This window comes from Dyella flagellata, from assembly GCF_030160275.1.
In the GTDB taxonomy this organism is placed as follows: Bacteria; Pseudomonadota; Gammaproteobacteria; order Xanthomonadales; family Rhodanobacteraceae; genus Dyella_B; species Dyella_B flagellata.
This window is the reverse complement of sequence record NZ_BSOA01000012.1, coordinates 125,905-150,106: the sequence shown is the minus strand read 5'-3', so window position 1 is coordinate 150,106 and position 24,202 is coordinate 125,905. Positions and strand designations below refer to the sequence as shown.

Annotated in this window: 20 protein-coding genes; all 20 read left to right on the top strand. The window is 63.6% G+C overall.

Annotation, left to right across the window (positions count from 1 at the left end; translation table 11 throughout):
* Window positions 1-215: 215 nt before the first annotated feature.
* The 20 genes from QQJ96_RS07060 (at window position 216) to QQJ96_RS06965 (ending at window position 24,188) form a co-directional block, all read left to right on the top strand.
* On the top strand, window positions 216-1,049 hold the full coding sequence (locus tag QQJ96_RS07060) for a DUF4410 domain-containing protein (protein WP_284331268.1): 834 nt from the start codon (window positions 216-218) through the stop codon (window positions 1,047-1,049).
* Between the two features lie 674 nt (window positions 1,050-1,723).
* Window positions 1,724-2,479: a sensor histidine kinase gene (locus QQJ96_RS07055; RefSeq protein ID WP_284331267.1), complete on the top strand. Its 756-nt coding sequence runs from the start codon at window positions 1,724-1,726 to the stop codon at window positions 2,477-2,479.
* Window positions 2,476-3,126: a response regulator transcription factor gene (locus QQJ96_RS07050; protein ID WP_284331266.1), complete on the top strand. Its 651-nt coding sequence runs from the start codon at window positions 2,476-2,478 to the stop codon at window positions 3,124-3,126. Before QQJ96_RS07055 ends, QQJ96_RS07050 begins: the two co-directional genes overlap by 4 nt.
* Before the next feature lie 484 nt (window positions 3,127-3,610).
* Window positions 3,611-4,186 carry a Pvc16 family protein gene (locus tag QQJ96_RS07045; protein ID WP_284331265.1) on the top strand — a complete coding sequence of 192 codons (576 nt, stop codon included), beginning with the start codon at window positions 3,611-3,613 and terminating at the stop codon, window positions 4,184-4,186.
* Between the two features lie 43 nt (window positions 4,187-4,229).
* Entirely contained in the window at window positions 4,230-5,003 is a 774-nt protein-coding gene (locus tag QQJ96_RS07040; RefSeq protein WP_284331264.1) for a hypothetical protein, read from the top strand.
* Between the two features lie 21 nt (window positions 5,004-5,024).
* Window positions 5,025-6,596 carry a phage tail sheath family protein gene (locus QQJ96_RS07035; protein ID WP_284331263.1) on the top strand — a complete coding sequence of 524 codons (1,572 nt, stop codon included), beginning with the start codon at window positions 5,025-5,027 and terminating at the stop codon, window positions 6,594-6,596.
* Window positions 6,597-6,661: 65 nt separating this feature from the next.
* Complete coding sequence (locus QQJ96_RS07030; RefSeq protein WP_284331262.1) at window positions 6,662-7,120, top strand: phage tail protein; 459 nt, start codon at window positions 6,662-6,664, stop codon at window positions 7,118-7,120.
* A gap of 5 nt (window positions 7,121-7,125) precedes the next feature.
* Window positions 7,126-7,611: a phage tail protein gene (locus tag QQJ96_RS07025; protein WP_284331261.1), complete on the top strand. Its 486-nt coding sequence runs from the start codon at window positions 7,126-7,128 to the stop codon at window positions 7,609-7,611.
* Window positions 7,612-7,624: 13 nt separating this feature from the next.
* Window positions 7,625-7,840, top strand: a complete 216-nt coding sequence (locus QQJ96_RS07020) for a DUF5908 family protein (protein ID WP_284331260.1) — start codon at window positions 7,625-7,627, stop codon at window positions 7,838-7,840.
* A complete protein-coding gene (locus QQJ96_RS07015; protein ID WP_284331259.1) occupies window positions 7,841-8,533 on the top strand; it encodes a CIS tube protein in 693 nt (230 codons plus the stop codon).
* Between the two features lie 3 nt (window positions 8,534-8,536).
* The gene (gene vgrG, locus QQJ96_RS07010; protein WP_284331258.1) at window positions 8,537-10,324 is read left to right on the top strand and encodes a type VI secretion system tip protein VgrG; all 1,788 of its coding nucleotides are present in this window, start codon (window positions 8,537-8,539) and stop codon (window positions 10,322-10,324) included.
* Window positions 10,325-10,332: 8 nt separating this feature from the next.
* The gene (locus tag QQJ96_RS07005) at window positions 10,333-10,632 is read left to right on the top strand and encodes a PAAR domain-containing protein (RefSeq protein ID WP_284331257.1); all 300 of its coding nucleotides are present in this window, start codon (window positions 10,333-10,335) and stop codon (window positions 10,630-10,632) included.
* A gap of 2 nt (window positions 10,633-10,634) precedes the next feature.
* Complete coding sequence (locus tag QQJ96_RS07000; protein ID WP_284331256.1) at window positions 10,635-11,045, top strand: GPW/gp25 family protein; 411 nt, start codon at window positions 10,635-10,637, stop codon at window positions 11,043-11,045.
* 13 nt (window positions 11,046-11,058) lie between these two features.
* Window positions 11,059-15,090, top strand: a complete 4,032-nt coding sequence (locus QQJ96_RS06995; RefSeq protein ID WP_284331255.1) for a baseplate J/gp47 family protein — start codon at window positions 11,059-11,061, stop codon at window positions 15,088-15,090.
* Window positions 15,087-15,893, top strand: coding sequence for a hypothetical protein (locus QQJ96_RS06990; protein WP_284331254.1), 807 nt, complete (start codon window positions 15,087-15,089; stop codon window positions 15,891-15,893). The genes QQJ96_RS06995 and QQJ96_RS06990 overlap by 4 nt, the downstream gene beginning before the upstream one ends.
* A gap of 20 nt (window positions 15,894-15,913) precedes the next feature.
* Window positions 15,914-18,442, top strand: a complete 2,529-nt coding sequence (locus QQJ96_RS06985; RefSeq protein ID WP_284331253.1) for a hypothetical protein — start codon at window positions 15,914-15,916, stop codon at window positions 18,440-18,442.
* Entirely contained in the window at window positions 18,439-20,286 is a 1,848-nt protein-coding gene (locus QQJ96_RS06980) for a contractile injection system tape measure protein (protein ID WP_284331252.1), read from the top strand. Before QQJ96_RS06985 ends, QQJ96_RS06980 begins: the two co-directional genes overlap by 4 nt.
* Window positions 20,270-21,631, top strand: coding sequence for an ATP-binding protein (locus QQJ96_RS06975; protein ID WP_284331251.1), 1,362 nt, complete (start codon window positions 20,270-20,272; stop codon window positions 21,629-21,631). The genes QQJ96_RS06980 and QQJ96_RS06975 overlap by 17 nt, the downstream gene beginning before the upstream one ends.
* Complete coding sequence (locus QQJ96_RS06970) at window positions 21,628-23,994, top strand: Ig domain-containing protein (protein ID WP_284331250.1); 2,367 nt, start codon at window positions 21,628-21,630, stop codon at window positions 23,992-23,994. The genes QQJ96_RS06975 and QQJ96_RS06970 overlap by 4 nt, the downstream gene beginning before the upstream one ends.
* The gene (locus tag QQJ96_RS06965) at window positions 23,991-24,188 is read left to right on the top strand and encodes a hypothetical protein (protein ID WP_284331249.1); all 198 of its coding nucleotides are present in this window, start codon (window positions 23,991-23,993) and stop codon (window positions 24,186-24,188) included. The genes QQJ96_RS06970 and QQJ96_RS06965 overlap by 4 nt, the downstream gene beginning before the upstream one ends.
* Window positions 24,189-24,202: the final 14 nt, after the last annotated feature.

Genomic DNA, 24,202 nt, shown 5'->3' with positions numbered 1-24,202 from the left:
TGCAGCGCGTAGGCCGGGATGTTAATCCCGGCCTACGCGCTAGATGCTGGTGCGCAGCAAGACGCGCAGGGAGATATGTCGGCCTTGCTCTGTTCATGACGCGGTTTGCTTGAGGCTATCCTTCAACGTTCAATCCAGCCATAGAACAATGGCAGCAAACTGATTTATCCATGGGATTTGTCTCACTCTCGTGGAGTGTCTGATCGTTGGTTCACATGCAAGTCTTCCCGTCACGATATGATCTAGCCTCTTCGCGCAGTGTATTCTGCGCTGGCGAGCATAGGAGCTTAAGCAAGCCATCAGCTCGCCGGAAACTTAAGTCCATAGGCTTGCCTCGCCGTCGCATGGAGCAGACGATGAACATCCGATATCTATGTCCGCTTGTTTTGGCCGGTTGCTTGGCAGCCGTTTCTTCGATGTGCTTCGCCCAAACAGGGAAGGCGCCTGAACCCGTGGCTAAGGTGCCCGTCATATACGTTTCAAATTTCGAGTTCAACGTAGCGACAGCGCAGAATGACCAGGCAGCCTCGCGTGGCTTGCTGGGAGGCGCGCTCCGCGGCGGGCTATTGCGGCGGCACGAAGATCCTCAGGCACAAGCGCAGCAATTGAGCTTGCTCATGGCCGATACCCTGACCAAGGATCTCAAGCAAGCTGGTATCGATGCGCGTCGTGTATTGCCCGGATCCGAACCGCCCCGCAGCGGCTGGAATGTCCGTGGCATGTTTCTCTCCGTCGACCAGGGCAATGCTGCCCGGCGCGCCATGATCGGCTTTGGCGCCGGCCATAGCAGCCTGCAGGTTGCGGTGGCCATTGATGATTTGGCGAAGCCGAGCCAGCCGCTACTGCAGGAGGTGGCGAAGGGGAGCGGCAGCTACATGCCCGGAGCGATCATTGCGCTCAATCCCTATATGATCGCTGCGAAGTTCGTACTTGCTGGACGTGATCAGCAAAAGGCCGTCAAGGATGCGGCCAAGCAGATCGCCGCTTCCATTGAGCAACGCATGCGGGCCGAGGGTTCCGATACAGTGGCCGTGCATCAAACGCTTTAGCGAGTTGTCTCGAGCGCATCTGATGCGGGAAAACGCTGGAGCAAATTCATCCGCACGCGAAATAGTTCGCTACCGGCATTTTGAAATGCTCCGTAAGCTCCTTTCAAATGCGTAAAAAGCTTTGGCTTGCATGAAAGCCCATGTGTTTCGATCAGCGAGCGTGCGAGGGATAGGGGCCACTCGTCGCGGCCATGCCAAACGAGTGGTCCGCATCATAGTACCCGCCCTCGATCCTCATGCTTGGGGCCATCGCGGGCCGTGTGATGATTCCGTGAAAATGACTTTCTTCCTAGATGGACTTGCCCAGAGCCAAGTCTGCGCTTCGCTTGGGTGACAGAAGTTCGGTTGCTGCGCGACAAGCATCAATGCGAACATGCGTATCGGTATCTCCGGGGGGAATTGCCGAGCGCTCGATGCGCGAAACCAGGATGCTGGATGCAGGTCAACATTTCTTTGTTATCGACGGCTCGCACGCCCGAATGGAAGGCGGCGTGCGCATGCGGTTTGCCGTCGTTCGGTTGAGGTAAGCCCTTGTCGGTTGGCGCGATCCTGGCTCCGGGCCGGTTTCGTATGCCATGGCGTGCCAGTGCGGCGTTTCGTCGCGCGCGGGCGTAGCGCGCCAGGTTCGATGTCGATCCGAATAGGGCAATGAGTGACACAGGGGGGATTTGAGAATGTCACTGACACATAAGCTAGCGGACGGCGAAGGGGCGGTTCCCCTGCGTCGGGGCCTATCGCCCGGCCTGACGGGGCAAGTCGCTGCACGACTGATGCAGCGGCTGCATGACGGTCCGGCGCAGTTGATGACCCTGGCGCTGCTTGAGCTGGATCAGGCCAGGCATGCCCAAGGTGGCGCCGATGCACAACAGATGCTCGACGGTATTCGCGCGTTGGCAAGCGAGGCTTTGCGTGGCACGCGGCAGCTGTTGGAGGAGTGGGGCAGTGCGGTTGCGGCAGAAAGAGCGATGTCGTTCGGCACTTCGCTGATTCAGCTGGGGCGCCGGCTTTCTTCTTTTACCGGCCTGGCACTGGGCATCGATTGCGATGACCCGGTCATCGACCCACCGCCGCCGGTAAGCGTAGTCGTGCTGCAAGCGGTGCAGGAATTGTTGCTCAACGCCTGCAAGCATGCACCGGGTGCGAACGTGGAGCTGGCCTTGACGGCGCTGACCAACGGCTTCGAGCTGACGGTGAGCGATGATGGTCCTGGCTTTGATCCGGTCGCTGTCTATCAGCGCCATAGCGTCAGCGGCGGGCTTGGCCTCGGCGCGATGCCCGAGCGCCTGGCCCGGGTCGATGCGACCTTCACCTTGAACACTAGCCCGGGTGCCGGCGTGCACGTGTGCATGCGTTGGCCGGGCGACTTTGCGGAGCAGGGCTGGCCGGGCAGGCGCATCGTGCGGCTGCCTGGTCAGGGGCGCGTGCGATGAAGGTGCGCGTGGTACTTGGCGACGATCACGCCATGCTGCGCGAGGGACTGGCCGCGTTGCTGCAGCGCGAGCCTGATATCGAGTTGCTCGGGCATGCCGGTCATGGCGTGGACCTGCTGCGCCTTGCCAGGACCTTGGCCCCCGACGTGGTGATTGCTGATGTCTCCATGCCGGTGATGAATGGCATCGAGATGACCCGGCGCGTCCGCAGTGAATTGCTGCCTTGCAAGGTGCTGTGCCTTTCGGCCAGCGCCCAGCCGCAGCAGGTGCTGATGGCGATGGAAGCGGGTGCGTCGGGCTATGTGCTGAAGGAAAACTGCTACGACGAACTGGCGCGTGCGATTCGCCATGCGCACAACGGGCAGACTTTTTTGAGCGCCGAATTGGTGGCGCCGATCATGAGTGCGTACCGGGAGGCTGGCGGCAGCCATGCGGCATGGGTGCCGCCGCCGCTGACCTGGCGTGAGCGTGAAATCACGCGGCTGCTGGCCGAAGGCTGCTCCACCCAACAGGTGGCGCTGAGGCTGCACATCAGCGCCAAGACGGTTGCCACACATCGGTCGCATGTGTTCCGCAAGCTCAATATACGGAGCGTTGCGGAGTTGACGCGGTACGCGGTCAAAGAGGGGATGGCATCGTTGGATTGAGGGGGCGTGTCTTGTATCAGCACCCTCGGCAAGGCTCAGACCATCCGCAAGCGCGTAGGCTGGGATGACAATCCCAGCATCGGGATGCCGTGGGGAAAGCTGGGATTAGCATCCCAGCCTACGCGCTTGCTGCATTTCGTATCTGGCTGCATTGCCTGCGGGGTTTTCGGCGGCAAATCCGTTTAGGCCATTTCACTGGTTGCTTCTCTTGGCAAAGAGAAGTGACTCGGTCGCTTGCGGCCGAAAGCCCGGCCGGCCATGCACCAGCTTGCGACACCCAGCGACCACCCGACGGAGAAAAACGCGGCTCAGCAAACCGGAAGTCAATATCAGCAATTTGCTGATAGGGGGCGGCGGCCGTCGCGGCGTAACCTAGCCGAACCTCTTCGGTATGCGCCGGATCTGCTGTCAGCCAGCAAGGCTTTCCAGGGCGCTATCGGGACCATGACGCAGGGGGTGTCATGGAGACGGACAGGGGCGGGTAGTGATCGATCGGGCACTTGAGCATCTAGCGGCACACCTCAACGACCACTTTCGGAGAAACTTCCATGTGGCGGAGGATCTTGTGGTCGTGTCCAACCTGCTGGAACTCGGCGGCGCGCCGGTTGTGCTGGCAGCGGGCAAGCTGGTGCTGTTTCTCAGCGGGGTCGAGCGCGACACCCTGGCGCATCGCGCCTCGACGGCCTCGAACACCGCTTCCAACAGCCGCATCCAGAACGCCGCGCCGGTTTACCTGAACCTGCTGGTGATGTGTGCGGCCAACTTCAGCGGCAGCCACTATCCGGAGGCGTTGAAATTTCTTGCCGGAGCGATCGCGTTCTTCCAGGGTAATGGGGTGTTCGATCACCAGAACACGCCGGGAATGGATCCGCGCCTGGAACGCCTGGCGCTGAACATGGAAAACCTCAGCAGCCAGGAGATGCACAGCCTGTGGAGCATCCACGGCGGACGCTATCTGCCGTCGGCGCTGTTCCGTGTGCGCCTGATTACGCTGGACAGCAACATCATCCACAGCCGCGATCCGGTGATTCGCCAGATCGAGACCGAGGCCACACCGTGATGATCGTTACGGATCACGCACTGATGCGGCAGGCGGGCTGACCATGCAACGGTATCGTACTTTTGCCAGCGTCGATGTCCGCCACGACTATTTTGCCGATGGCGACGCACGCCAGCTGTTGTTCCAGCCGCACGCTGAAACTCTGGCCTTCCTGCGCCGTTTCGAGATGTTGCTGTATGCAGATGGACGCAGCCTCACGATCAGCGTGGCAGAATCGCAGCTGCAGGGCATCTGGAGCGAACGCATGGACGGCGACGAGCCGCGCATGCTGTGCTTCGACGTGCGTTCGGCCGATGCAGCGTGTGCCTACTACACCGGAACGGTCAGCTCGCCGTCCGGCGTGGAAGATGATGGCGCGCTGCCCGCGCCGTTGCTGCCCGCGCCGAATACCGCGGCGGCGCCTTGGGCGATCATCGCGCTACCCATCGTTACTAACGGCGATTTTGCCGCCTGGACGTCGTCGCTGGGCAGCGCTTATCGCCTGCGCATGCACAGCCGCAGCACGATCTGGAAATACCTGCTGACCGGCGACTGGCGTGGCCGTGCGCTGTCTATCGTCGACCAGCGCGGCGAGATCGCCTTCAGCGCGCCGGCCCAGGAACGCCTGCCGAACGGGCAGTCCGCGCTGGCCGTACATTCCACCACGCCGATCGCATTGCGCGAACGGCCGCCGCAGCGCTTTCAGCTGCGCGATGTGACCGAGGCACCCGAACGGGTGCTGATTTCGAGATTGCCGGGCGCAACGCCGCAGCGCCTGTGGCGCGAGACGGTGCGCGGCGAACCGACCACCGTGTCGGAAATCTTTGTCCATAGTTAACCCACTGACAGGAGCCCCGCGATGGGTGCAATGAAGACACCGGGTGTCTATATTGTCGAAAAGAATGCGTTTCCCAACTCGGTGGTGGAAGTGGCTACCGCCGTGCCCGCATTCATTGGCCATACCCAGATGGCCGACAACCGCAGCAAGCCACTTTCCTTCAAGCCCTGGCGCATCAGCTCGATGGCCGAGTACCACCAGTACTTCGGCTTCGGGCCCAATCCGCGCTTCAACATCGTGGAAAAGACCGATCCGTCGGCGCTGGCGGATTTCAAGGCGGCGGGCAAGGACAACAAGTCCACCGAATATGTGCTGGAACAGCCGGCGGGCAAGGATGGCGGCCGCTACACGCTGTATAACGCCATGCGCCATTTCTTCCAGAACGGCGGCGGTCCTTGCTACATTGTTTCGGTCGGCGACTACGAGTCGGACCTGGACCCGGACAAGTTCAACCGCGGCATCGACGAGCTGCTCAAGGAGCAGGAGCCGACGATGGTGCTGATTCCCGAGGCCGTGCTGCTCAAGCAGCCCGAGTGCATCGCCTTGCAGCAGAGCATGCTGCAGCACTGTGGCGACAAGATGAAAAACCGCGTGGCGATCCTGGACGTCTGGGGTGGCGACAAGCCGCGCAACGATCCGGGCGGCGATCCGATCGATCTGTTCCGCAACAGCCTGGGCATCAATTTCCTCAATTTCGCGGCGGCCTACTATCCATGGCTCAACACCACGGTGGTGGGCGACAAGGAGCTGAGCTACGAAAACATCGCATCCGCCGATGTGCTGCAGCTGCTGCTGCGTAACGAGCTGAGCCTGCCGGAGACCGCGCCGGATGGAGCTGCGCTCAGGGACAAGGAGCAGATCCAGGCGATTGCCGACATCAGCAAGGACTGGACCAAGGTGGAGCCGGCGCCCAGCGATGATGCGATCCTGGCCAACAAAGCCCTGCTCAACAAGACCTTGAGCACGATCAGCCCGCTGTTCAACACGGTGATGGACCTGGTCAAGGGCAAGCTCAACCTGATGGCGCCCAGCCCCGCGATGGCCGGCATCTACACCATGGTCGACAACAGCCGCGGTGTTTGGAAGGCCCCGGCCAATGTCAGCCTGTCCGGCGTGGTGTCGCCGGCCGTGACCATCTCGGCGGTGGACCAGGAAGACCTCAACGTCACCACGCAGGGTAAATCGATCAACGCGATCCGCACCTTCATCGGCGAAGGCGTGCTCGTGTGGGGCGCGCGCACGCTCGATGGCAACAGCCTGGATTGGCGCTACATCAACGTACGCCGCACCATGATCATGCTGGAGGAGTCCTGCAAGCTGGCGGCCAAGGCGCTGGTGTTCGAGCCGAACGTAGCCAACACCTGGGTCACCATCAAGGGCATGATCCAGAACTTCCTCACCAGCATCTGGAAGCGCGGCGGCCTCGCCGGCGCGGTGCCGGAAGACGCCTTCAGCGTGCACTGTGGCCTGGGCGAGACGATGACCCCGGACGACATCCTCGAAGGCATCCTGCGCGTCACTGTGCTGGTGGCGATGGTGCGCCCGGCGGAGTTCATCGAGATCACCTTCCAGCAGCAGATGCAGAAATCGTGATCAGGCGCGGGCGTTGCCTGACGCCCGCCGCGTATCGCCTAACCTTGCATTGACGGAGTATTTGTATGGCAGACGATGGTTCGCAGCAGTCATCTAGCGTATGGCCGATGCCGAAGTTCTACTTCCAGGTGAAGTGGGATTCGACAGTGATGTCGTTCGAGGAAGTGTCCGGGCTCGATATCGAAGCCCAGCCGATCGAGTATCGCCACGGCGACAGCCCCGTCTACTCGACGATCAAGATGCCGGGGCTGAAGAAATTCAGCAACATCACCATGAAAAAAGGCGTGTTCAAGGCCGACAACAAGTTCTGGGACTGGTTCAACCAGATCAAGATGAACACGATCAAGCGCGTACCGGTCATCATCAGCCTGCTGGACGAATCGGGCAAGCCGACCATGGTGTGGACGCTGGCCAACGCCTGGCCGACCAAGATCACCGGCACCGACCTGAAGGCGCAGGGCAACGAAGTGGCGGTCGAGACCATCGAGATCGCGCATGAAGGCTTGACTATCGCCAATAGCTAATCCGAGTGGCGCCCGGCAACAAAAAGTTTGTAGATCCCTATGCGCCCGAGCTGCCGGCGGCGTTCTGCTTCAGCGTGCAGCTGGGTGATAGTTCGTCGGGCTCGGACAGTTCGTTCCAGGAAGTATCTGGCATCGAGCTGAGCATGGAGGTGGACGAAGTGCGCGAAGGCGGCGAAAACCGCTTCGTGCATCAGCTGCCCACGGGGGTGAAGCAAAAGCGCCTCACGCTCAAGCGAGGGATCGCTTCGAGCAAGTCCGGCCTGGTGGGTTGGTGCCGGCGTACGCTGGAGGGCGACCTGTCGGAGTCGATCAAGTTGGTGTCGCTGACGGTGAAGTTGCTCGATGAAGAGGCCATTCCCTTGCGCTCCTGGTCGTTCACGAATGCCTACCCGGTGCGCTGGGAGATCGACACGTTCAACTCCACCAAGAACGAGGTGGCGCTGGAGACGATCGAGCTGGCTTATCAGACAGTGACCAGGCAAGACACATGACGAGAACCGATCCGTGACTATCGAAATTCGCCAGATGGTGATCAAGTCGAGCATCGGCAACGGTGCCGGCCCGTCTGTGCTCCAAAAAAAGGACGCCCCCAAAAATTCCGCGCAGGACGAAGACTGCGAGGATTGCGGCGGCTGTGAGGGCGGGCTGGGTGGTAGCGAGGAGCGCCAGCGCATGCGCGCGCTGATCGCGGCGGAGTTCGAGCGAATGCGGGAGCGATGAATGCCAAATTCTCTTTCCGCCGCCAAATCGCAGCTGAAAATGACCGCGTGCAGCAACGATGGCGATACGCCAACGGCGGATGGCGCGTCGATTTCGCTGCTGATCAATCCTTCCGAGCTGAGCCTGACGCGCAAGACCGACTACGGCGGCTGCGTGCCGATGGGCGATACCGGCAGCGGTGGGAATTTCGCACGCATGCAGCCGGGCGACCTGAATTTTTCCACGGTGTTCGATGGCACCGGTGTGGTGCCGATTCCAAAAAACGTGAGCCTGCCGGAGGAAGTCGAAGACCAGCTCGATCTGTTGAACAGCGTCGTTTACAAATATAACGGCCAGCAGCACGAACCCAATGTGGTGCAGATCTTGTGGGGGACGCTGTTGTTCTATGGGCGGCTCACTACCTTCGGTATCGAATACGGTTTGTTCCGCCCCAACGGCATGCCGCTGCGCGCCAAGGCGACGATGGCGTTCCAGGGCTTTAAATCCACGCAGGAAGCGGCGTTGGAGGCCAACCAGTCATCGCCGGACTTAAGTCATGCGGTGGTGGTGAGGGACGGCGATACGCTGCCCTTGCTGTGCCATCGCATCTATGGCGACAGCAGCTATTACGTGGATGTGGCCCGCTTCAACGGCCTGCATGCGTTCCGCGCGCTCAAGCCTGGGCTGCTGCTGCACTTTCCGCCACTGAGTTGAACGATGGCCGATTCTCCCAACGCCAAGACCGATGGTCCCGTCCGCGTCAGCGTCAGTGCCGGCGGTTCGGTGCTTACCACGTTGCCAGTGGTGGCCGTTACCGTGCGCCGCGCGGTCAACCGAATTCCCTGGGCCGAGATCGTGCTGGCCGACGGCGACATGCCTACCGGGAAGTTCAAGCTGAGCGATGCGGCCACCTTTGCGCCCGGCGTGCAGGTGAGCATCAGCGCCGGCTACGGTAGCAGCGAGGCGCCGGTGTTTACCGGCATCGTGGTGCGGCATAGCGTGAAGATCGACGGCAAAAGCAGTTCGCGCCTGGTGATCGAGTGCCGCGACGCGGCCACCAAGATGACCATCGGGCGCAACAACGCCAACTATCTGCAGCTCAAGGACAGCGACATCATCAGCAGCCTGATCGGCAACCATGGCCTGTCGGCGGAGGTGACGAGCACCAGCACCCAGTATGACGAACTGGTGCAGTTCTATTGCAGCGATTGGGATTTCATGCTGGCGCGCGCCGACGCCAACGGCCTGCTGGTCAACGTCGACACCGGCAAGGTGAGCGTAAGCGCGCCCAAGACCTCCGGCTCGGCGGTGCTGTCCACCACCTGGGGCATCGACTTGATGTCGTTCGAAGCGGACATCGATGCTCGCACCCAGTACACCGCGGTGCAGGCGGTCTCCTGGGATCCGAAGCAACAGGCGGTGGTGCAGGGCAGTTCGGCCAGTCCCGTGAGCCTTAATGCGCAAGGCGACCTGGACGGTGCGACGCTGGCACAAGTGGCAAGCCCCGCCACCTATATCCTGCAAACCGGCGCCACCCAGCCGATGGCGACCCTGACCGACTGGGCCAAGGCCGCGCAGCAGAAGGCCGCCTTGGCACGCATTCGTGGGCGCATGCGCTTTCGCGGCAACGCCAGCGCGGTGCCCGACAGTTTGATCGACGTGAAAGGTGTCGGCGCGCGTTTTAGCGGTACGGTCTACGTGACGACGGTGGAACACAACCTAAGCAAGGGCAGTTGGACCACCGAAGTCGAATTCGGCTTGCGGCCGTCCTGGCACGTGGAACGCGAAGACGTCACTGCACCGCTCAACGGCGGTTTGCTGCCCGGCGTGAGCGGCTTGCAGATCGGCGTGGTGCTCAAGCTCGATGGCGATCCGGAAGGCGAGCAGCGCATCCAGGTCAACGTGCCGGTGCTGCAGGCGCAGACCCAGGGTGTATGGGCGCGGCTACTGCAGTTCTATGCCTCCAATGCGTTTGGCGCATTCTTCCTGCCGGAGGTCGGCGACGAAGTGTTGCTGGCTTACTTGAACGGCGATCCCAGCCATCCGGTGGTGCTCGGCTCGCTTTACAGCAGTTCGCGCAAGCCGCCGTACACGCTCGAAGCACAGAACAACACCAAGGCGATCGTCACGCGCTGCCTGCACAAGATCGAGTTCAACGAACAAGACAAGATCATCACCGTGATCACGCCGGGCAAAAACCAGGTAGTGCTCGACGACAAGAACCAGTCCATCACCGTGCAGGACCAGCACAACAACAGCATCAAGCTGTCCAGTGCAGGGATTGCCTTGAACAGCCAGTCCGACATCAAGCTCACCGCGCAGGGCGGGGTGACCATCACCGCCAACGCGGCGATCAACATCAATGCCCAGGCCGAGCTGAAGGCGACCGGGCTCAACGTCACTTGCGAAGCCCAGGTGGGGTTCACCGGCAAGGGCTCGGCCACCGCCGAGCTTTCCGCCGCCGGACAGACCACGGTCAAGGGCGCGATGGTCATGATCAACTGAGGTAACCGATGCCGCCCGCCGCCCGCCTGACCGACATGCACACTTGCCCGATGGTGACACCGGGCCTGCCGCCGGTGCCGCACGTCGGCGGCCCGATCACCGGGCCGTGCGTGCCGAACGTGATGATCGGCAAGCTGCCGGCGGCGGTGGTGGGCGACCTGGCCACCTGCGTCGGTCCGCCGGACTCGATCGTCAAAGGTTCGGCCACGGTGATGATCAGCGGGCGGCCGGCGGCGCGCATCGGCGACACCACCGCGCACGGCGGCAGCATCGTGCTCGGCTGTCCCACGGTCATGATCGGAGGCTGAGCATGGCCGGTTTCCTGGGGCGTGGTTGGAGTTTCCCGCCGCGGTTCGATCCGCGGACCAAAGAAGTGGTGATGGTGGCCGATGCCGAGGACATCGCCGAAAGCCTGCGCATCCTGCTGGCCACGCATCCGGGCGAAAGGGTGATGTTGCCCAGGTACGGCAGCGACTTGCGGCGCATGGTGTTCGAGGAAGCCAGCGAGCAGACCGTCACTCAGATCAAGGAAGCGATCCGCAAGGCGATCCTGTTCTACGAGCCGCGCATCAGCTTGAATCGGATCGACGCCTCCTTGGTGGACGCGATGAACGGCAGGCTGGAGATCCAGGTCGACTACACCATTCGCAGCACCAATACGCGGCACAACCTGGTCTATCCGTTCTACCTGCACCAGGCCACCAATCCGGTGCGTGCCTGAGCCCGGTCATGTCATGAGCGCAGGAACGCAACAGGATCAACGCCTCGCCGCCGCACTGCGGCCCGGCTACATCGTGCCGGACGAGTTCACCCTGGCCGAGCGCATCCGACTGACACTCGGTTATGCGGCGCAGTTGCGTTTTGCCACGCGCGACGGCAGCGATGCCGGCTGTTGGGACGACGCGCTGCGGCGTGATGAGAGCGCCTTGCTGGCCGACATTGCTTCGTTCCCGTTGGCCGGGGCGCAGGAAGGCTTTGCGCAGGCATGGCCGTGGGCCGGCGAGCGTCATCTGTGGTGGCGCGTGCGCCAGCTGCTGTTCCGTTTCGACGACTGGTGCCAATGGCTTGCCCGCCACGAGACGCCGACAGCCACACAGCTATTGCAGGCGATGATGGCCGCCGTAGGCAGCGGTTTGCGCGATGGCTTGCAGGAAGCGGTGCGCTGCTTCGGCCTTGAGCAGGTCGAAGCCAGGCGGCTGCATTCGGTCTGGCGCATGGATGCAAACAGTGAAGTTGTGGTCGACCTCGACGGGGACGCCCGGCAGCGCATGCAACTGCTGCGCCGGCTGTGGGGCGCCTTGTGCCTGGCGATCGCCCGCTTGCGTCCGTTGGCGCAAGCGCAATTGCCGGCAAGCATGCTTAGCGGCAAGCATGAACCGGCGATCGGGCTGCTGCTGGCTGCATTGCAGCTGTATCAGGATACGCGCGCGGTGGTGAACCGCTTCCCCGAGCGCGTCACCGATTTTTATTACCTGGACCTGTTGCGCATGCAGCCGCGACCACCGGCGCATGAGCGAGTGTATTTGCGCTTCGAGCGCGATCCGCGATTTGCCACGGCGGTGCAGGTGGCGCGCGGCGCGTGTTTTGTCGGTGGCAAGGACAGCGACGGCAAGATGATCGAATTTGCCGCCGAGCAGGCGCTGGAGGTTACCGACAGCGTAGTGGCTGCTCTTTACAGCGTACGGCTGGAACGCGATGCGCTGATCTCGCCCGAAAAAGATTTCGCCTACGCAACACGGGTGATGGCGCAGGCGATTCCGCTGCTTCCGCCAGATGCGGCCTATGTGGAAAACCCGCCCTGGTGGCCGCTGCTGGGCGGCCATGCGAAAGCTTCGGCGGCAACTGCGCAGAATGCGACGCTGGGTTTTGCGCTGGCCTCGACGATGCTCGCGCTGAAAGAAGGCGATCGTCGCGTGAACGTCCTGTTGCGCCTGTCGCATCCGGCCAATGATGACGAAGCCTTGGCGAGCTTGCTTCGCTGCAATGAGCAGCAACGCGATGCGGCGTGGCTGGGGCGGGTATTTGCGCTGCTTGATCGCAGCGAGGCGCGCCATCATCCCATTCGTCGCGCAGCCACCGACGCGGCCAGCGTGGAGCAAAGGGCGAATGCCGCCTGGTCGCGCGCGCCACGTCCGACCGGCGATGTGCGCCTGTGTTATCTGTTGGCCAATTGCCTGGCAACGGATGACGTAAAGCGGTTCCGCGAAAACCTGGGCCGGCTGTTCGCGGTATGGCTGATTGCCGGCAGCGAGGAATTGCATCCGCTGGATGTAGATGCCTTGCGCAAGCATGCGGCCGGCTTGCCGGGTAACGATGGTCCGGCGGCGGTTGAGATCGATGACCCGTTGATCCTGATCCATCCGCATGAGCACGATGATGGCGACGGGGCAGGCCACGGCTTGCCCGATCGCGGGCTGATCTTCGAGCGGGTCTTTCGCGGTGTCTGGCGCGCCGAGTTCAGCGTGGCCGGTGGCTGGCTGGTGCCTGGCGATGTGTTGGTGCGGCGGCGTAGCGATGCAGGATTCGGCTTCGGTGGTTGCATCGAGTTGCTGATGCACGTCGGTCAGGAGCAACCGCCGATCGTGCCGTGCAAGACTGCCGTTCACGGCGACATGTGGCCGGCGCAACCGGCACTGCGGCTGACCCTGCAGAACCGCACGCGGCTGTATGCCTACAGTCTGCTGCAGCAGCTGATCCTGCATGACATCGTGTTGTCCACCCAGGTCACCGGTGTGCGCGACATCGTGCTGTACAACCAGCTGGGCCGGCTCGATGCGGGCAAGCCGTTCCTGCCGTTCGGACCGATTCCGGCGCTGGGCGCGTATTGCCTGTTCGGCAATGAAGAACTTGCCGCCAAGCCGTTGCGAGCATTGCGCGTAAATCTGCGCTGGGGGCAATTGCCGAGCGAAGAAGGCGGTTTTGCCACGCGCTATCACGGCTATCCGGGCGAGTGGTCGGCGGCGGGCTTCCAGGTTCGGCCTGAGCTGTTGCGCGACGGGCAATGGCGTGGTGGCAGCAGCGCCTCACTGGGCTTGTTCCGCGGCGAGCGCCATCTGCAAGACACCATCACGCTGTCGTTGCCGGAAACCGACCTGGCGCTCTATCACCGCCCGCAGATGCGCGTTCCCGAGCCGTTCGTATACGGCACCACCGCGCGCAATGGGTTCTTCAGGCTTGAGCTGTGCGCGCCGGGCGTGGCTTTTGGCCATGCCTTGTATCCGCGCCTGCTGTCGGAGGCACTCACGATCAACGCACGCTTGAAGCGCGCCAAGCTGAAAGTGCCGCTGCCACAAGAACCCTACACTCCGGCAGTGGAGCAGATTTCGCTCGACTATCTGGCCAGCCAGCGGATCTCGCTCAAGCAGATGGCGCAGGCGTCCTCACCCGGACGGTTGTTCCACCTGCACCCATTCGGCCACGACAACCCGCGTGCGCGGCCAGGCATGGACGGGGTGCCGTTGCTGCCGCGCTATTTCAATGACGGCAACTTGTACATCGGGCTGTCTGGCTCCGACCCGAGCGGTGCCCTGAGCATGTATTTCCATCTGCGTCCGGAAAGCGCCGAGGAATGCTGGCAGGCTGCGTTGCCGCAACTATCATGGGCGGTATGGTGCGAACAGGGTTGGCGCACGCTGGAAACCGATCGCACGCTGTCGGACGGCACGCTGGGTTTCCTGCGCAGCGGCATCGTGCTGCTGGACCTGCCGGACGGCATGAAGTGCGATTGCTCGCAACTGCCGGGCCGGCTGTATTGGCTGCGCCTGAGCGGCGACGGCGTGCTGGAGCGCCTGGCTGGTCTGTATGGCGTGTATACCCAGGCAGTGACGGCGCGGCGGGTGCATTCGCGTCGCGCCGACGAACCGTGCACGTCGCTGCCGCCCGGCACCATTCGCACCCCGCTGCATCCGATCGGCGGGTTGCGCACGGTCCAGCAGGTAGGGCCGTCATTCGGACTGGGTCAGCCGGAAGCGGCCGACATGCTGCGTGTACGCAGCGCCGAGCGTTTACGCCATAAGAACCGCGCCAGCACACCATGGGATTACGAGCGCCTGCTGCTGGATGCATTTCCCACTGTGTACAAGGTGAAATGCTTTGCCAATGGCGAGGCACCGACAGCGGCCTTGTCCGGCGAGCCAGGCGGGGTGTTGGTCGTGGTGGTGCCCGCGCCACGTCAGGGCGTGTTGTTCCACAGCACCGAGGCACCGCGTTTCGACGCCGCCGTGTTGGAGGAAATGGCCGCCCGGTTGCGCGAACGCAGCACACCCGGTATTCGCATCGTGGTGCGCAATGCGGTCTATGAGCGCATCCAGGTGCGCTGCAGCTTGCGTCTGGCCCGCGGCGTGCATCCGGGCGCGGCGTTGATCCGCATCAACCAGGCGATCGTCGAATTCCTCTCGCCATGGCATACCGACGGTTGCCGCGCCAACTTCGATTGGGACGTGCGCGCCGAGGCGATCGAGGCGCGCTTGCGCCAACTTGATGAAGTCGATGTGGTGGGCGCCATGTCGCTGCTGCATATCGTGCGTAGCGACGGCAATACCTACCAGCTACTGGATACAGCGCGCTCCCGCGATGGTGCAGCGGTGCGACAGGTTCGCCCGGTGCAACCGTGGAGCCTGGTGTTGCCGACCGCGCGACACCTGATCGAGTTGATCGGCGTGCCATCCACACGTGGCGTACAGGCCACCGGCGTGGGCAAGCTTGAAATCGGCGGAACCTTCATTCTGGGCAGCGCGCCGCCCGCCACGGGGCGGGGGGCGCCATGACCATTCGCAACCGTGAATCGCTGCGCGGCTACTTCAGCGACGGCGCGCTGCCGACGCAGGAGCATTTCGCCGACTTGATCGACTCGATGCTCAACATGAGCGACGAGGGTTTTCGCAAATCGGTCGAGCGCGGTTTCGAGGTTTCGGCCGCAGCGGGTTACGAAGCCCTGCTGAGCTTTTTTCGCGACCAGGATCCGGACCAGCCCTTGTGGTCGGTAGGTTTCGGCGGCGCGCAGGGCCAGCTGCTGATCCGCAGCAACACTGAGCCATCGCAAGAGGCCCAAGCGGATGCCGCCACGCCGTTGTGGTGCCTCGATCCGGCCGGGCGCATCGGTGTCCGCACCGCCACTCCCGAAGCCACGCTCGATGTCGATGGCGTACTACGCAGCAAGGGGCGGCACGGCAGTTATGCGCGCGCTACGCCCAAGCCCCTGCCTGCGGATGGGCGTTGGTACGACCTCACCGACGACCTGGAAGGCTGCCAGGCGTTCGAGGTGACAGCCGGCGCCGGGCACCAGGGCAAAGGACGATTCGCCCTGATGCACGCGGTCGCACTCAATACCTACAACCCCACCCTGGGCATACTCGATTTTCTCAACCGCAAGCGCGGCATCCGCAGCACCGATGCGTTCTACGCACGCCGCTGCGACCGCCTGCAATTGCGTTGGCGCGGCAGCAGCGGCCGCAATGCGGCGTATCGGCTGCAGATACGCACGGGTTGTGATTACGGCCGTGGCATCGTGATCAAGGCGCACGTCACCCAGCTGTGGTTCGACCCACACATGGACGAGGGGCAGCGGTGAACGCGCGGATCGATGCTAGCATGGGTACTGCGGTGCCCACACCGGATCCCGCCAAGCCGTCGGCACGGCCGTCGCCCGCGCAGATCGCGCGGCACCGCGGCGACGATCCGTTTGCTTATGGAGCATTGCGCGATCGTGCGCTGAGTTCGCTGCAGGCGCTCAGCGGCGAATGGTGGACCGACTTCAATTACCACGATCCTGGCGTCACCCTGCTGGACGCGCTGTGTTATGCGCTGACCGAAAACCTGTTCGGCGCGCAGCAGCCGCTGGTGGATTTGCTGGCGGCCCCGGACGGCCGCATCCATTACCGCCGGCTGGGTCTGCGCGCGGCGGAAGAAATCCTGCCGTGCCGTCCATGCACGAGCATGGATTACATGCGCTGGCTGCTCGATCGCGTGCCGGGTGCGCTGCAGGTGCATGCATCCTCGCCCAACGGCGATGGCCTGTGGCGCATGGACCTGGAGGCGCTTACCGCGCTGGCGGAAACTGCCTCGGCTGCGGCGGCGCGCGCCTATTGGGCGCAGCGCAATCTCGGCGAAGACCTGGCGGCTTTGCCGAGCGTGCTGCAGCCACGCTGGTGCACGCTGCAATTGAACCTGAGCATCGAGGGCGCGCGCACGCCGGAGGATATTCTGGCCGAGTTGGTCGCGCGCTGCGCCGAGCACGTCGACGCGGCCCCGCGACGCCTGTCGCTGATGGCTCGCCTGCTTGCACAAGATGCTGCGGTAGCGCTGGCCGATGCGCTGGACGGGCCACGCATGCGCCAGGGCTGGATCGACACCGACAGCCTCGAACGCGACCTGGAAAGCCGGGTCTATTTCGGTGACCTGGCGCGCATTGCGTTGAGCGTCGAGGGCGTGCTCGAAGTCGGCGACATCAGCTTGAGCGCGGAGGGGCTGGATGGTTCCGCTGGCGCCCTGCCGCGGCATGGCGACGCCTGGGTATTGCGTCTGCGCTGGCCGGACCAGCCCGAAGCCGTGGCGGCCTGGCAGATCAAGCGGCGCGGCGTGCCGATCGGGATCGCGCAAGATGCCTTGTTGCAGCGCCTGGACGATCTGCGCCGCAATGTCGATGGCCGCGCTGCGGCCGATAGCGCCCCTAGCGCGACGGGCTCGCCCTTGACGCGACCACAGGGCGACTATCTGCCGCCGGCGGCGTACGTATCGCTGCTTAACCAGTTGCCGCAAATCTACCGCGAGCGTGCCGACCTGACCGGCATGCCCATCCATGCGGCGGAAGTCGCGCAATGGCATGCCTATCTGGCGCTGCTGGAGCAATGGCTGGCGCATGGCGATGCGCAAACCCAGCACCTGCGCAAACTCTACACGGTGGTCGGCAAACCGGCGGCGAGCTACGCCTGGCAAGTGCTCGGCGATGAGCACATCGCCGGACTCGATGCGCTTTACAACGGGAATCGCGAGCAGGTGCGCGACAACGTGTTCGCCTCTGCCGACGATGCGCTGGAGCGGCGTGGCCGCGTGCTCGACCACTTGCTCGCGCTGTATGGCGAAGGTTGCTGGCAGGGCAGCATTCGTCCGTTCGGCTGGTATTTCGGTGCCGAGGCGTGGCGCCTGCACCTGTTCGAACAGAAACGCCAGATGCTGCTGCGTATCGCCACGCTGACGCGCGACCGGCACGGCGCGATCGACTACAGCCGCCGTTCGCTCGGGCGACGTGGCAATACCTCCGCCTTGCAGCAGCGAGCCAGCCTGTTGCTGGCCTGCAAGCATCACCACAGCCGCCTGTTGATGCCCGCAATGAGCGAGGCGCAGATCGGACTTGCAACGGAAACGGATGGCCCCGCCGCCACCGAGGCGCTGCCGTCGAAAACGCAGCCGCCCGTGTTGTGGAGCCCGCGTCGCCATCGCATGGTGGACAGCATGGGCAAGGATCTGGCCAGCGCAGCACGGGTGCTGGCCATGCACTTTCCAGAGCTGGATCTGCGCGCACTGCCTCCGGCCCTGTTGCGTAGTGCGGTGCATGCCGAGCGCTACAAGCATATGGATGCGGGTGCCGTGTGGCTCGCCAGTGACGACAAGGGGGGCTGCTGGCGCCTGCGGCTTCGCTCCACGCGTGTCTCACCGGAAGCCGCCGCGATCTGCCTGCACGAATTCGCCTGCCGGCTGCAGCTTGAATGCGAAGGCATGCACCTCATCGAGCATGTCTTGCTGCGTCCGCTCAGCGGTAGCGACCCGGACATCCCGGATGATTTCTACCGCTACCGCGTCACCGCCGTGTTCCCGGCATGGACCGCGCGCGGACACAGTGCATCGTTCCGCCGCGTCGCGATGGAGACGCTGACCTTGAACGCGCCGGCCCATTTGCGAGTACAGACCTTGTGGCTGGACGCCGCGGCGATGACGCGTTTCGAGCGCAGCTATGCGGCATGGCTGGAAGCCAAGCAAACCCATTGCGCGGCGGTGCTTTCGCCTAGCGGCGAGCACGCAGTGGCAGCGCGCCGCCTGGAAGACTGGACGCGCCTGCTGCGCTGGCTGCTGTGGCGACACCTGGATGCGGTCCGGACGGATGACGTGAGGGGCAGCGCATGAGCCGCCACGTGATCGAGACCTTGCAGTGGTCGTGCGGCAGCCCTGATCGCCACTCCGGTCTCGCGCAACAGCAGCGCTTGAGCGAGTTTCTGCGCGGTCCGGGAGGGCGGGTGCTGGATGCGCTGTTCGAGCGTTTGTCCGCACGCGGCGAAGTATGGCGCATCGATCAGCTGGAGATCGACCTGGGCGATGTGCCCGCGGATGCCGATGCGTGGGGACGACGATTGGAGGAGGCCGTCGACCTTGCCTTGCGGCGCCTGCAACTGCATGGCGTGGCCGATCCGCTGGCCGCTCGCGCCAAACCATCGGCAAGCCAGGCCGAAGATCGCGAGCTGGAACATTTTCTGTACTACCTCGAACACGGCCGGCTGCACTGGTCGATGGCGCCGCGCGCCAACGGCGCGCTGGCCGATTGGCTGGCCAGCCTGGCACGGCGCCAGGCGCTGCGTCTATGGCCGGCGCTGCTACGCTTGCCGCACGCCGACCGCACGCTGCACCGGCTCGGGCACATTACGCCATGCCACGGCTTGCAGGCCTTGCTGGCCTTGCGTCATGCCGAACTGGCGCATGCGTTGGAAGATCTGGATCACCACGTGCTCGAACCATTACGTGCGCAAGGTCGCTTGAGCACGTATCAGCTTGGGCAAGTACGGCAGGCCTGGCGCGTGGCCGGCTTGCATGCCTTGTGGGGGCAGGGCGGCAGTACTTTGGGCATTGCACGCGTACAGCGGTTGATGGCCGCCTTGGGCGGCGCGCTGCTCGCGCAATTGGGTGAAAGCCAGGCATCACGGCTCGGCATCTTGATCGACACGGCTACGCCCGAATGGGGAACGTCGGGTTTGCGGCGCAGCTTGCTGCTTGGCGTGCAATCGCGCTTGCTGGGTCCGCAACCCGAATTGCGCCGACAAGCGCTACTCGATGACGCCAAAAGCGCTCATCGCGAAAGCGCAGCCGGCAACGCCGTGGAGGAGGTAATCCTCAGCGCGATCTGGCATGAATCCCTGCGCCAGTTCGCCCTGGCGCATCAGGCGGATCCCCGCGTGCGCGAAGCCGGCTTGGGTCTTTCGCCCTTACAGGCCTACCTGCTCGACTACAGCCTGGCCTACTTGAGCGAAGTCGAGCGGGTGCCGCAGGACCATGTCGCCTGGCAGGCCGTCTGGCGAAGAGCCTTGCAGGCCTTGGCAGAAAAGCAGGCGCAAGACGATCCGCTGCTTGCCAGTGGCCGGCCTGCATCGTCGTCCCCACGCGTGTCGGCCGAACGGGCCGAACGACCGAGCATCCGCAATAGCCGCAACAGCGATGGCAGCATCTCGCCCGCCGACGACCATCCGGACAATGAGGCGATCTACATCGCCAACGCTGGCCTGGTGCTGCTGGCCAACTACGCACCACGCCTGTTCGGCATGCTTGGCCTGCTCCATGACGATGCGTTCGTGGATCAAGCGGCACAACACCGCGCTGTGCATTGCCTTGCCTATCTTAGCGATGGCCACGCCGAGAGCGAAGAGCACGAGTGGGTGCTCAACAAATTGTTATGCGGCATATCGATCGACGAAGCGGTGCCACCGGCGCTGCCGCTGGATGACGCCATTGCCACGCTCGACAGCCTGCTGCCCGCCGTGGTGTCGCATTGGAATGCCTTGGGCAGCACCACCGCGCGAGGTCTGCGCCAGACCTTCCTGCAACGCATCGGCCGGCTGATCGAGCACGAAGCGCACGCAGGACACTGGCGCATGAAAGTGCAGCCCGGCCCGTTCGACGTGCTGCTGGACCGTCTGCCGTGGCGCTATGCAACGATCAAGTTGCCGTGGATGAAAGGAGCGATCCATGTCGACTGGCGTTGACGATCGCTACGCGCTGCACGCCATGGCGCTGAGCCAGGAACTCGACTGGCTGGAGGCGGTGCTCAACCTGCGCCTGGAACAACATTTCCAGCAGCAGCCGCAAGGTTTCGATGCCGCACCACCGCCTCCGTCACTGCCTGCCGGCAGCGCACTGGCCCAATTGGTCGACGAGCAGGGCCTGCTCGCGGCCGAGCGCGCGGTGCTGGCGCTGGCCTTGGCGCCGCATGTGCGGCCAAGCGTGCTCGATCTATTGTTCGTGCGTAATCAGAACCTCGACCGTGGCTTCACCGAATTCGGCGGTTGGAAGGCGCAGCGGCATGGCGGTTTCCTGCCCACCGGCGAGACGGCGGCGTTCCTGGTCGCGGGCGACGATCTCGCACGGCGCATCGCGCTGTTCGACCTGTTCGATCCGCAACATCCTTTCATGGCGCGCGACATCCTGCGCCTGGACTGCGAAGGCGCCAGCAACGAGCCGCAACTCAGCGGCGCGCTGAGCGTCAGCGCCGAAACCTTGCAACGCCTGCAGACCGGCGTATGGCACAAGCCCGACTACAACATCCAGTTTCCGGCCAAGCGCATCACTACCGACCTCGGCTGGCCGGACCTGGTGCTGACCCCGGACGTGCTGGACGAAATCATGGTGATCCAGACCTGGATGCAACGAGGGCCCGACCTGATGCAAGACTGGGGCTTGGGCCGCGCGGTCAAGCCTGGCTATCGCAGCCTGTTCTACGGACCGCCCGGCACCGGCAAGACGCTGACCGCGACGCTGCTGGGCCAAAGCACTGGCGTGGACGTCTATCGCATCGACCTGTCGATGGTGGTGTCCAAGTACATCGGCGAAACCGAGAAAAACCTGGCGCGCGTGTTCGACCAGGCGCAGAGCCGGCGCTGGGTGTTGTTCTTCGACGAAGCCGATGCCTTGTTCGGCAAGCGCGGCGCCGTGCAGAACAGCAACGACCGGCATGCCAACCAGGAAATCGCCTACCTGTTGCAACGAGTGGAGGACTTTCCCGGCGTGGTGATTCTGGCCAGCAATTTGCGCGGCAACATCGACGACGCGTTTTCGCGCCGCTTCCAGTCGATGGTGTACTTCCCGATGCCCGACGCCGATCAGCGCCTTCGGCTATGGCGCGGCCTGCTGCCACAGAGCGATCGCCTTGCGCCGGACGTCGATCTGGAAGCGATCGCCGAACAGCACGTGCTGTCGGGCGGCGCGATCGTGAACGTGTTGCGCTTTGCCGTGCTGCAAGCCGCGCGCAGCGGCGCGGCGCAAGTCGGTGCCTCCCATCTGCGCATGGCGCTGGCCAAGGAATTGAGCAAGGAAGGGAGGACGGTAGGATGAGGCCGTTCCTGTATTCGTGCAGCATTCTGCGCAAGCTTGCGCTGTGTTGCTGCGGCGTAGTGTTGATGATGCTTGCGTTTGTGCCTGGCTTGGCAAAGGCCGTTTCCTGCACCAACGTAGATCCGTTGCAACTGGGCAGCAGCGTGACGACGTTGCCGGATGGCACGATCGGCCAGCCGTATCACTACAACTTGCGCGCTACTGGTGGCATGCCGCCGTATACCTACCACTCCGGCAGCCTTCCGCCCGGCATTACGCTGAGCACGGACGGCACCCTGGCCGGAGCACCCAGTTCGTTGCCGTATATCGCGGTATTCATGGCCAGCGTGCGCGACCATCACGGCTGCACGGCACAGCAAACCTATCGGTTGACGATCATTGCGCCCTGGCAGCCAACGCCACCGGTGCGTCCCGTCGCTCCGCCGGCCCCACCCAAGCCGGCACCACCCAAAAAGCCGCCGCCGCCCAAGCCGCTGACTACCTTGCCATTGGCCGACACCTTGGCGGCACCTTCCTCGCCCCAATCCGAGATGGACACGTACAGCCTCACCGACGCGATCTTCAAGGACAAAGACGTTCTCGATGAGCTAAAGCAAATGTCCGCGGATGCCGCAACGGCAGGTGGTGAGGCACCTGCCGACGACGCGAACGACAACGAGCAGGGAGATCAGGCTGACGATGCGGCCCAGTCAGGCGATGCCGCGATCGAAGACGATGCCAAGGCGCAGTTCCAACGCATGCTGCAGCCCCTGATCGGCGTGGAGTATCCAGGGCGCGAGTTGTTCGCCGCAGCGCTCGATACGCGTTTGTGCCGTTTCTCCGCGGCACTGATCGTTGCCGCGGCCAGCAAGCAGGGGCGGCCGCCACCGGCGTTCAACGCAAGCGACTGCCCGCCGGACTGGGCCAAGCTGGCCAAGCAGGACGACTACATGCCGCGCGATCCGCTGCCATGGAAACAGCTGCCGCAATGGTTGATGAGTCCGGCCCTGCGCAGTCTGCTGATCGACAAGGCCATGCAATCGCATTCGTTGTTGAATCCGCAGGCGCCATCATGGAGCGGCAAGGGCTGCGGCTGCGTGCGCGAACTAACTGGCGAGGTCTACGGTTTCTATCCGTTCTGGCACAACCAGGACAAGCCGTTGCCGCTGGATTTCAGCCTGCTCTCGCGCATCAGCGTGTTTGCGCTTTGGTACAAGGACAATGGCGACCTGGTGGAACCGAGTTGGAATGCCTCCCCGCAAACCGATTTCATCGTCGAGGCACAACAGCATCGCACCGCCCTGGACTTCACGCTTTACCACAATGACTGGCAATTCCTGAAAACCGCCACCGATGACGAGATCGCGCGCAGCACCACACGGCTGGCCACCGAGGCGGCCGATTTCATCGACACGCGGCTCACCGACCTGGCTTCGCGCAGCCACGCCTGGGTGCCGGGCTTTGCACGCGTCGAGCGCTACGGCAACGGGCTGACGCTCTACCTGGACCGCATTCCGGACGCAAAGGACCCGCTGCGTCCGGCGTTCATCCGCTACCGCGACCGGCAGATCCAGGCGCTGATCAGCGAACTGCGCCAGCGCGGTCGCGACTACGTGCTCAACATCGTGCTGCGCGACGCGGATCTGACCGCCGATGACGCCAGCTGGCAAGTCGGCAGCATGAGTCAGTATTTGCGGCAGGCCGAAGCACCGTCTTCGCGTAGCCAGCATGCAGCTGGCGACAGTGCCCGCTACCTAAGCAACACCAATCTCACTTTGCGCTACCTGGTGCTGCTGACGCAGCCCACGGAGCGCAGCATGCGCGACCTGATTGCCATCATCGACAAGGATGACCACCTCGATGAGGTGGATACCCGCATGTTGCTGCACCGGGTGATCCCGGTTGTTTCCAGCGGTGCTCACGACGAACAAGAGCTGACCGAAAACCTGGCTTATGCGTCCGACAACTTCGGCGGCGCCGGTTTCTGGGCTGCGCCGCGCACGGACCAGAAGCCGGGCCCGATGATCTCCGGACGCATACGCGCCATGTATCTGGCACGCCACCAGCGCACGGAACAATTGAGTGCGTGGATCTGCGATTACCGCTGGCCGCTGCGCATGGCCGCCGAAGCGCTGTTGTTGCTGTGGATGATCGCGTTCGCGTTCTACCGCTCCAGCTGCCGCATCAGGCAGATCGGCCTTCCTTACCAATTAGGCCTACTGCTCGGCGCCATCGCCTTCCTGGGGCTGGGTGCGCTACTGCTTGCCGGTGACCCGGCCCTAGTGCAGATACGCCGGGGCAACGCGCTGCTGGGCGTGCTGCTGGTGGCGCTGATCGCCACGATTGCCTATCACATGCTCAAACCAAGGGTGGAGAGTCCATGAAGACGAACAAGCCGACGCAAACCAAGATGGCCGCCGAACCGGCAGCAGGGCAGAGCGAAGGTGCTGGCGCCGCCCAGCGCAAAGTGGCCGCCACGCCCAGGCAGGCGAGCGAAGCGGCGCATATCGCGCAGCTCAAGGGCGACGCCAAGCCGAAGGGGAAGGTGCCGCCGCCAAAGAAGGGCAAGGGCAAGTAGCAGCGCGTACAAAG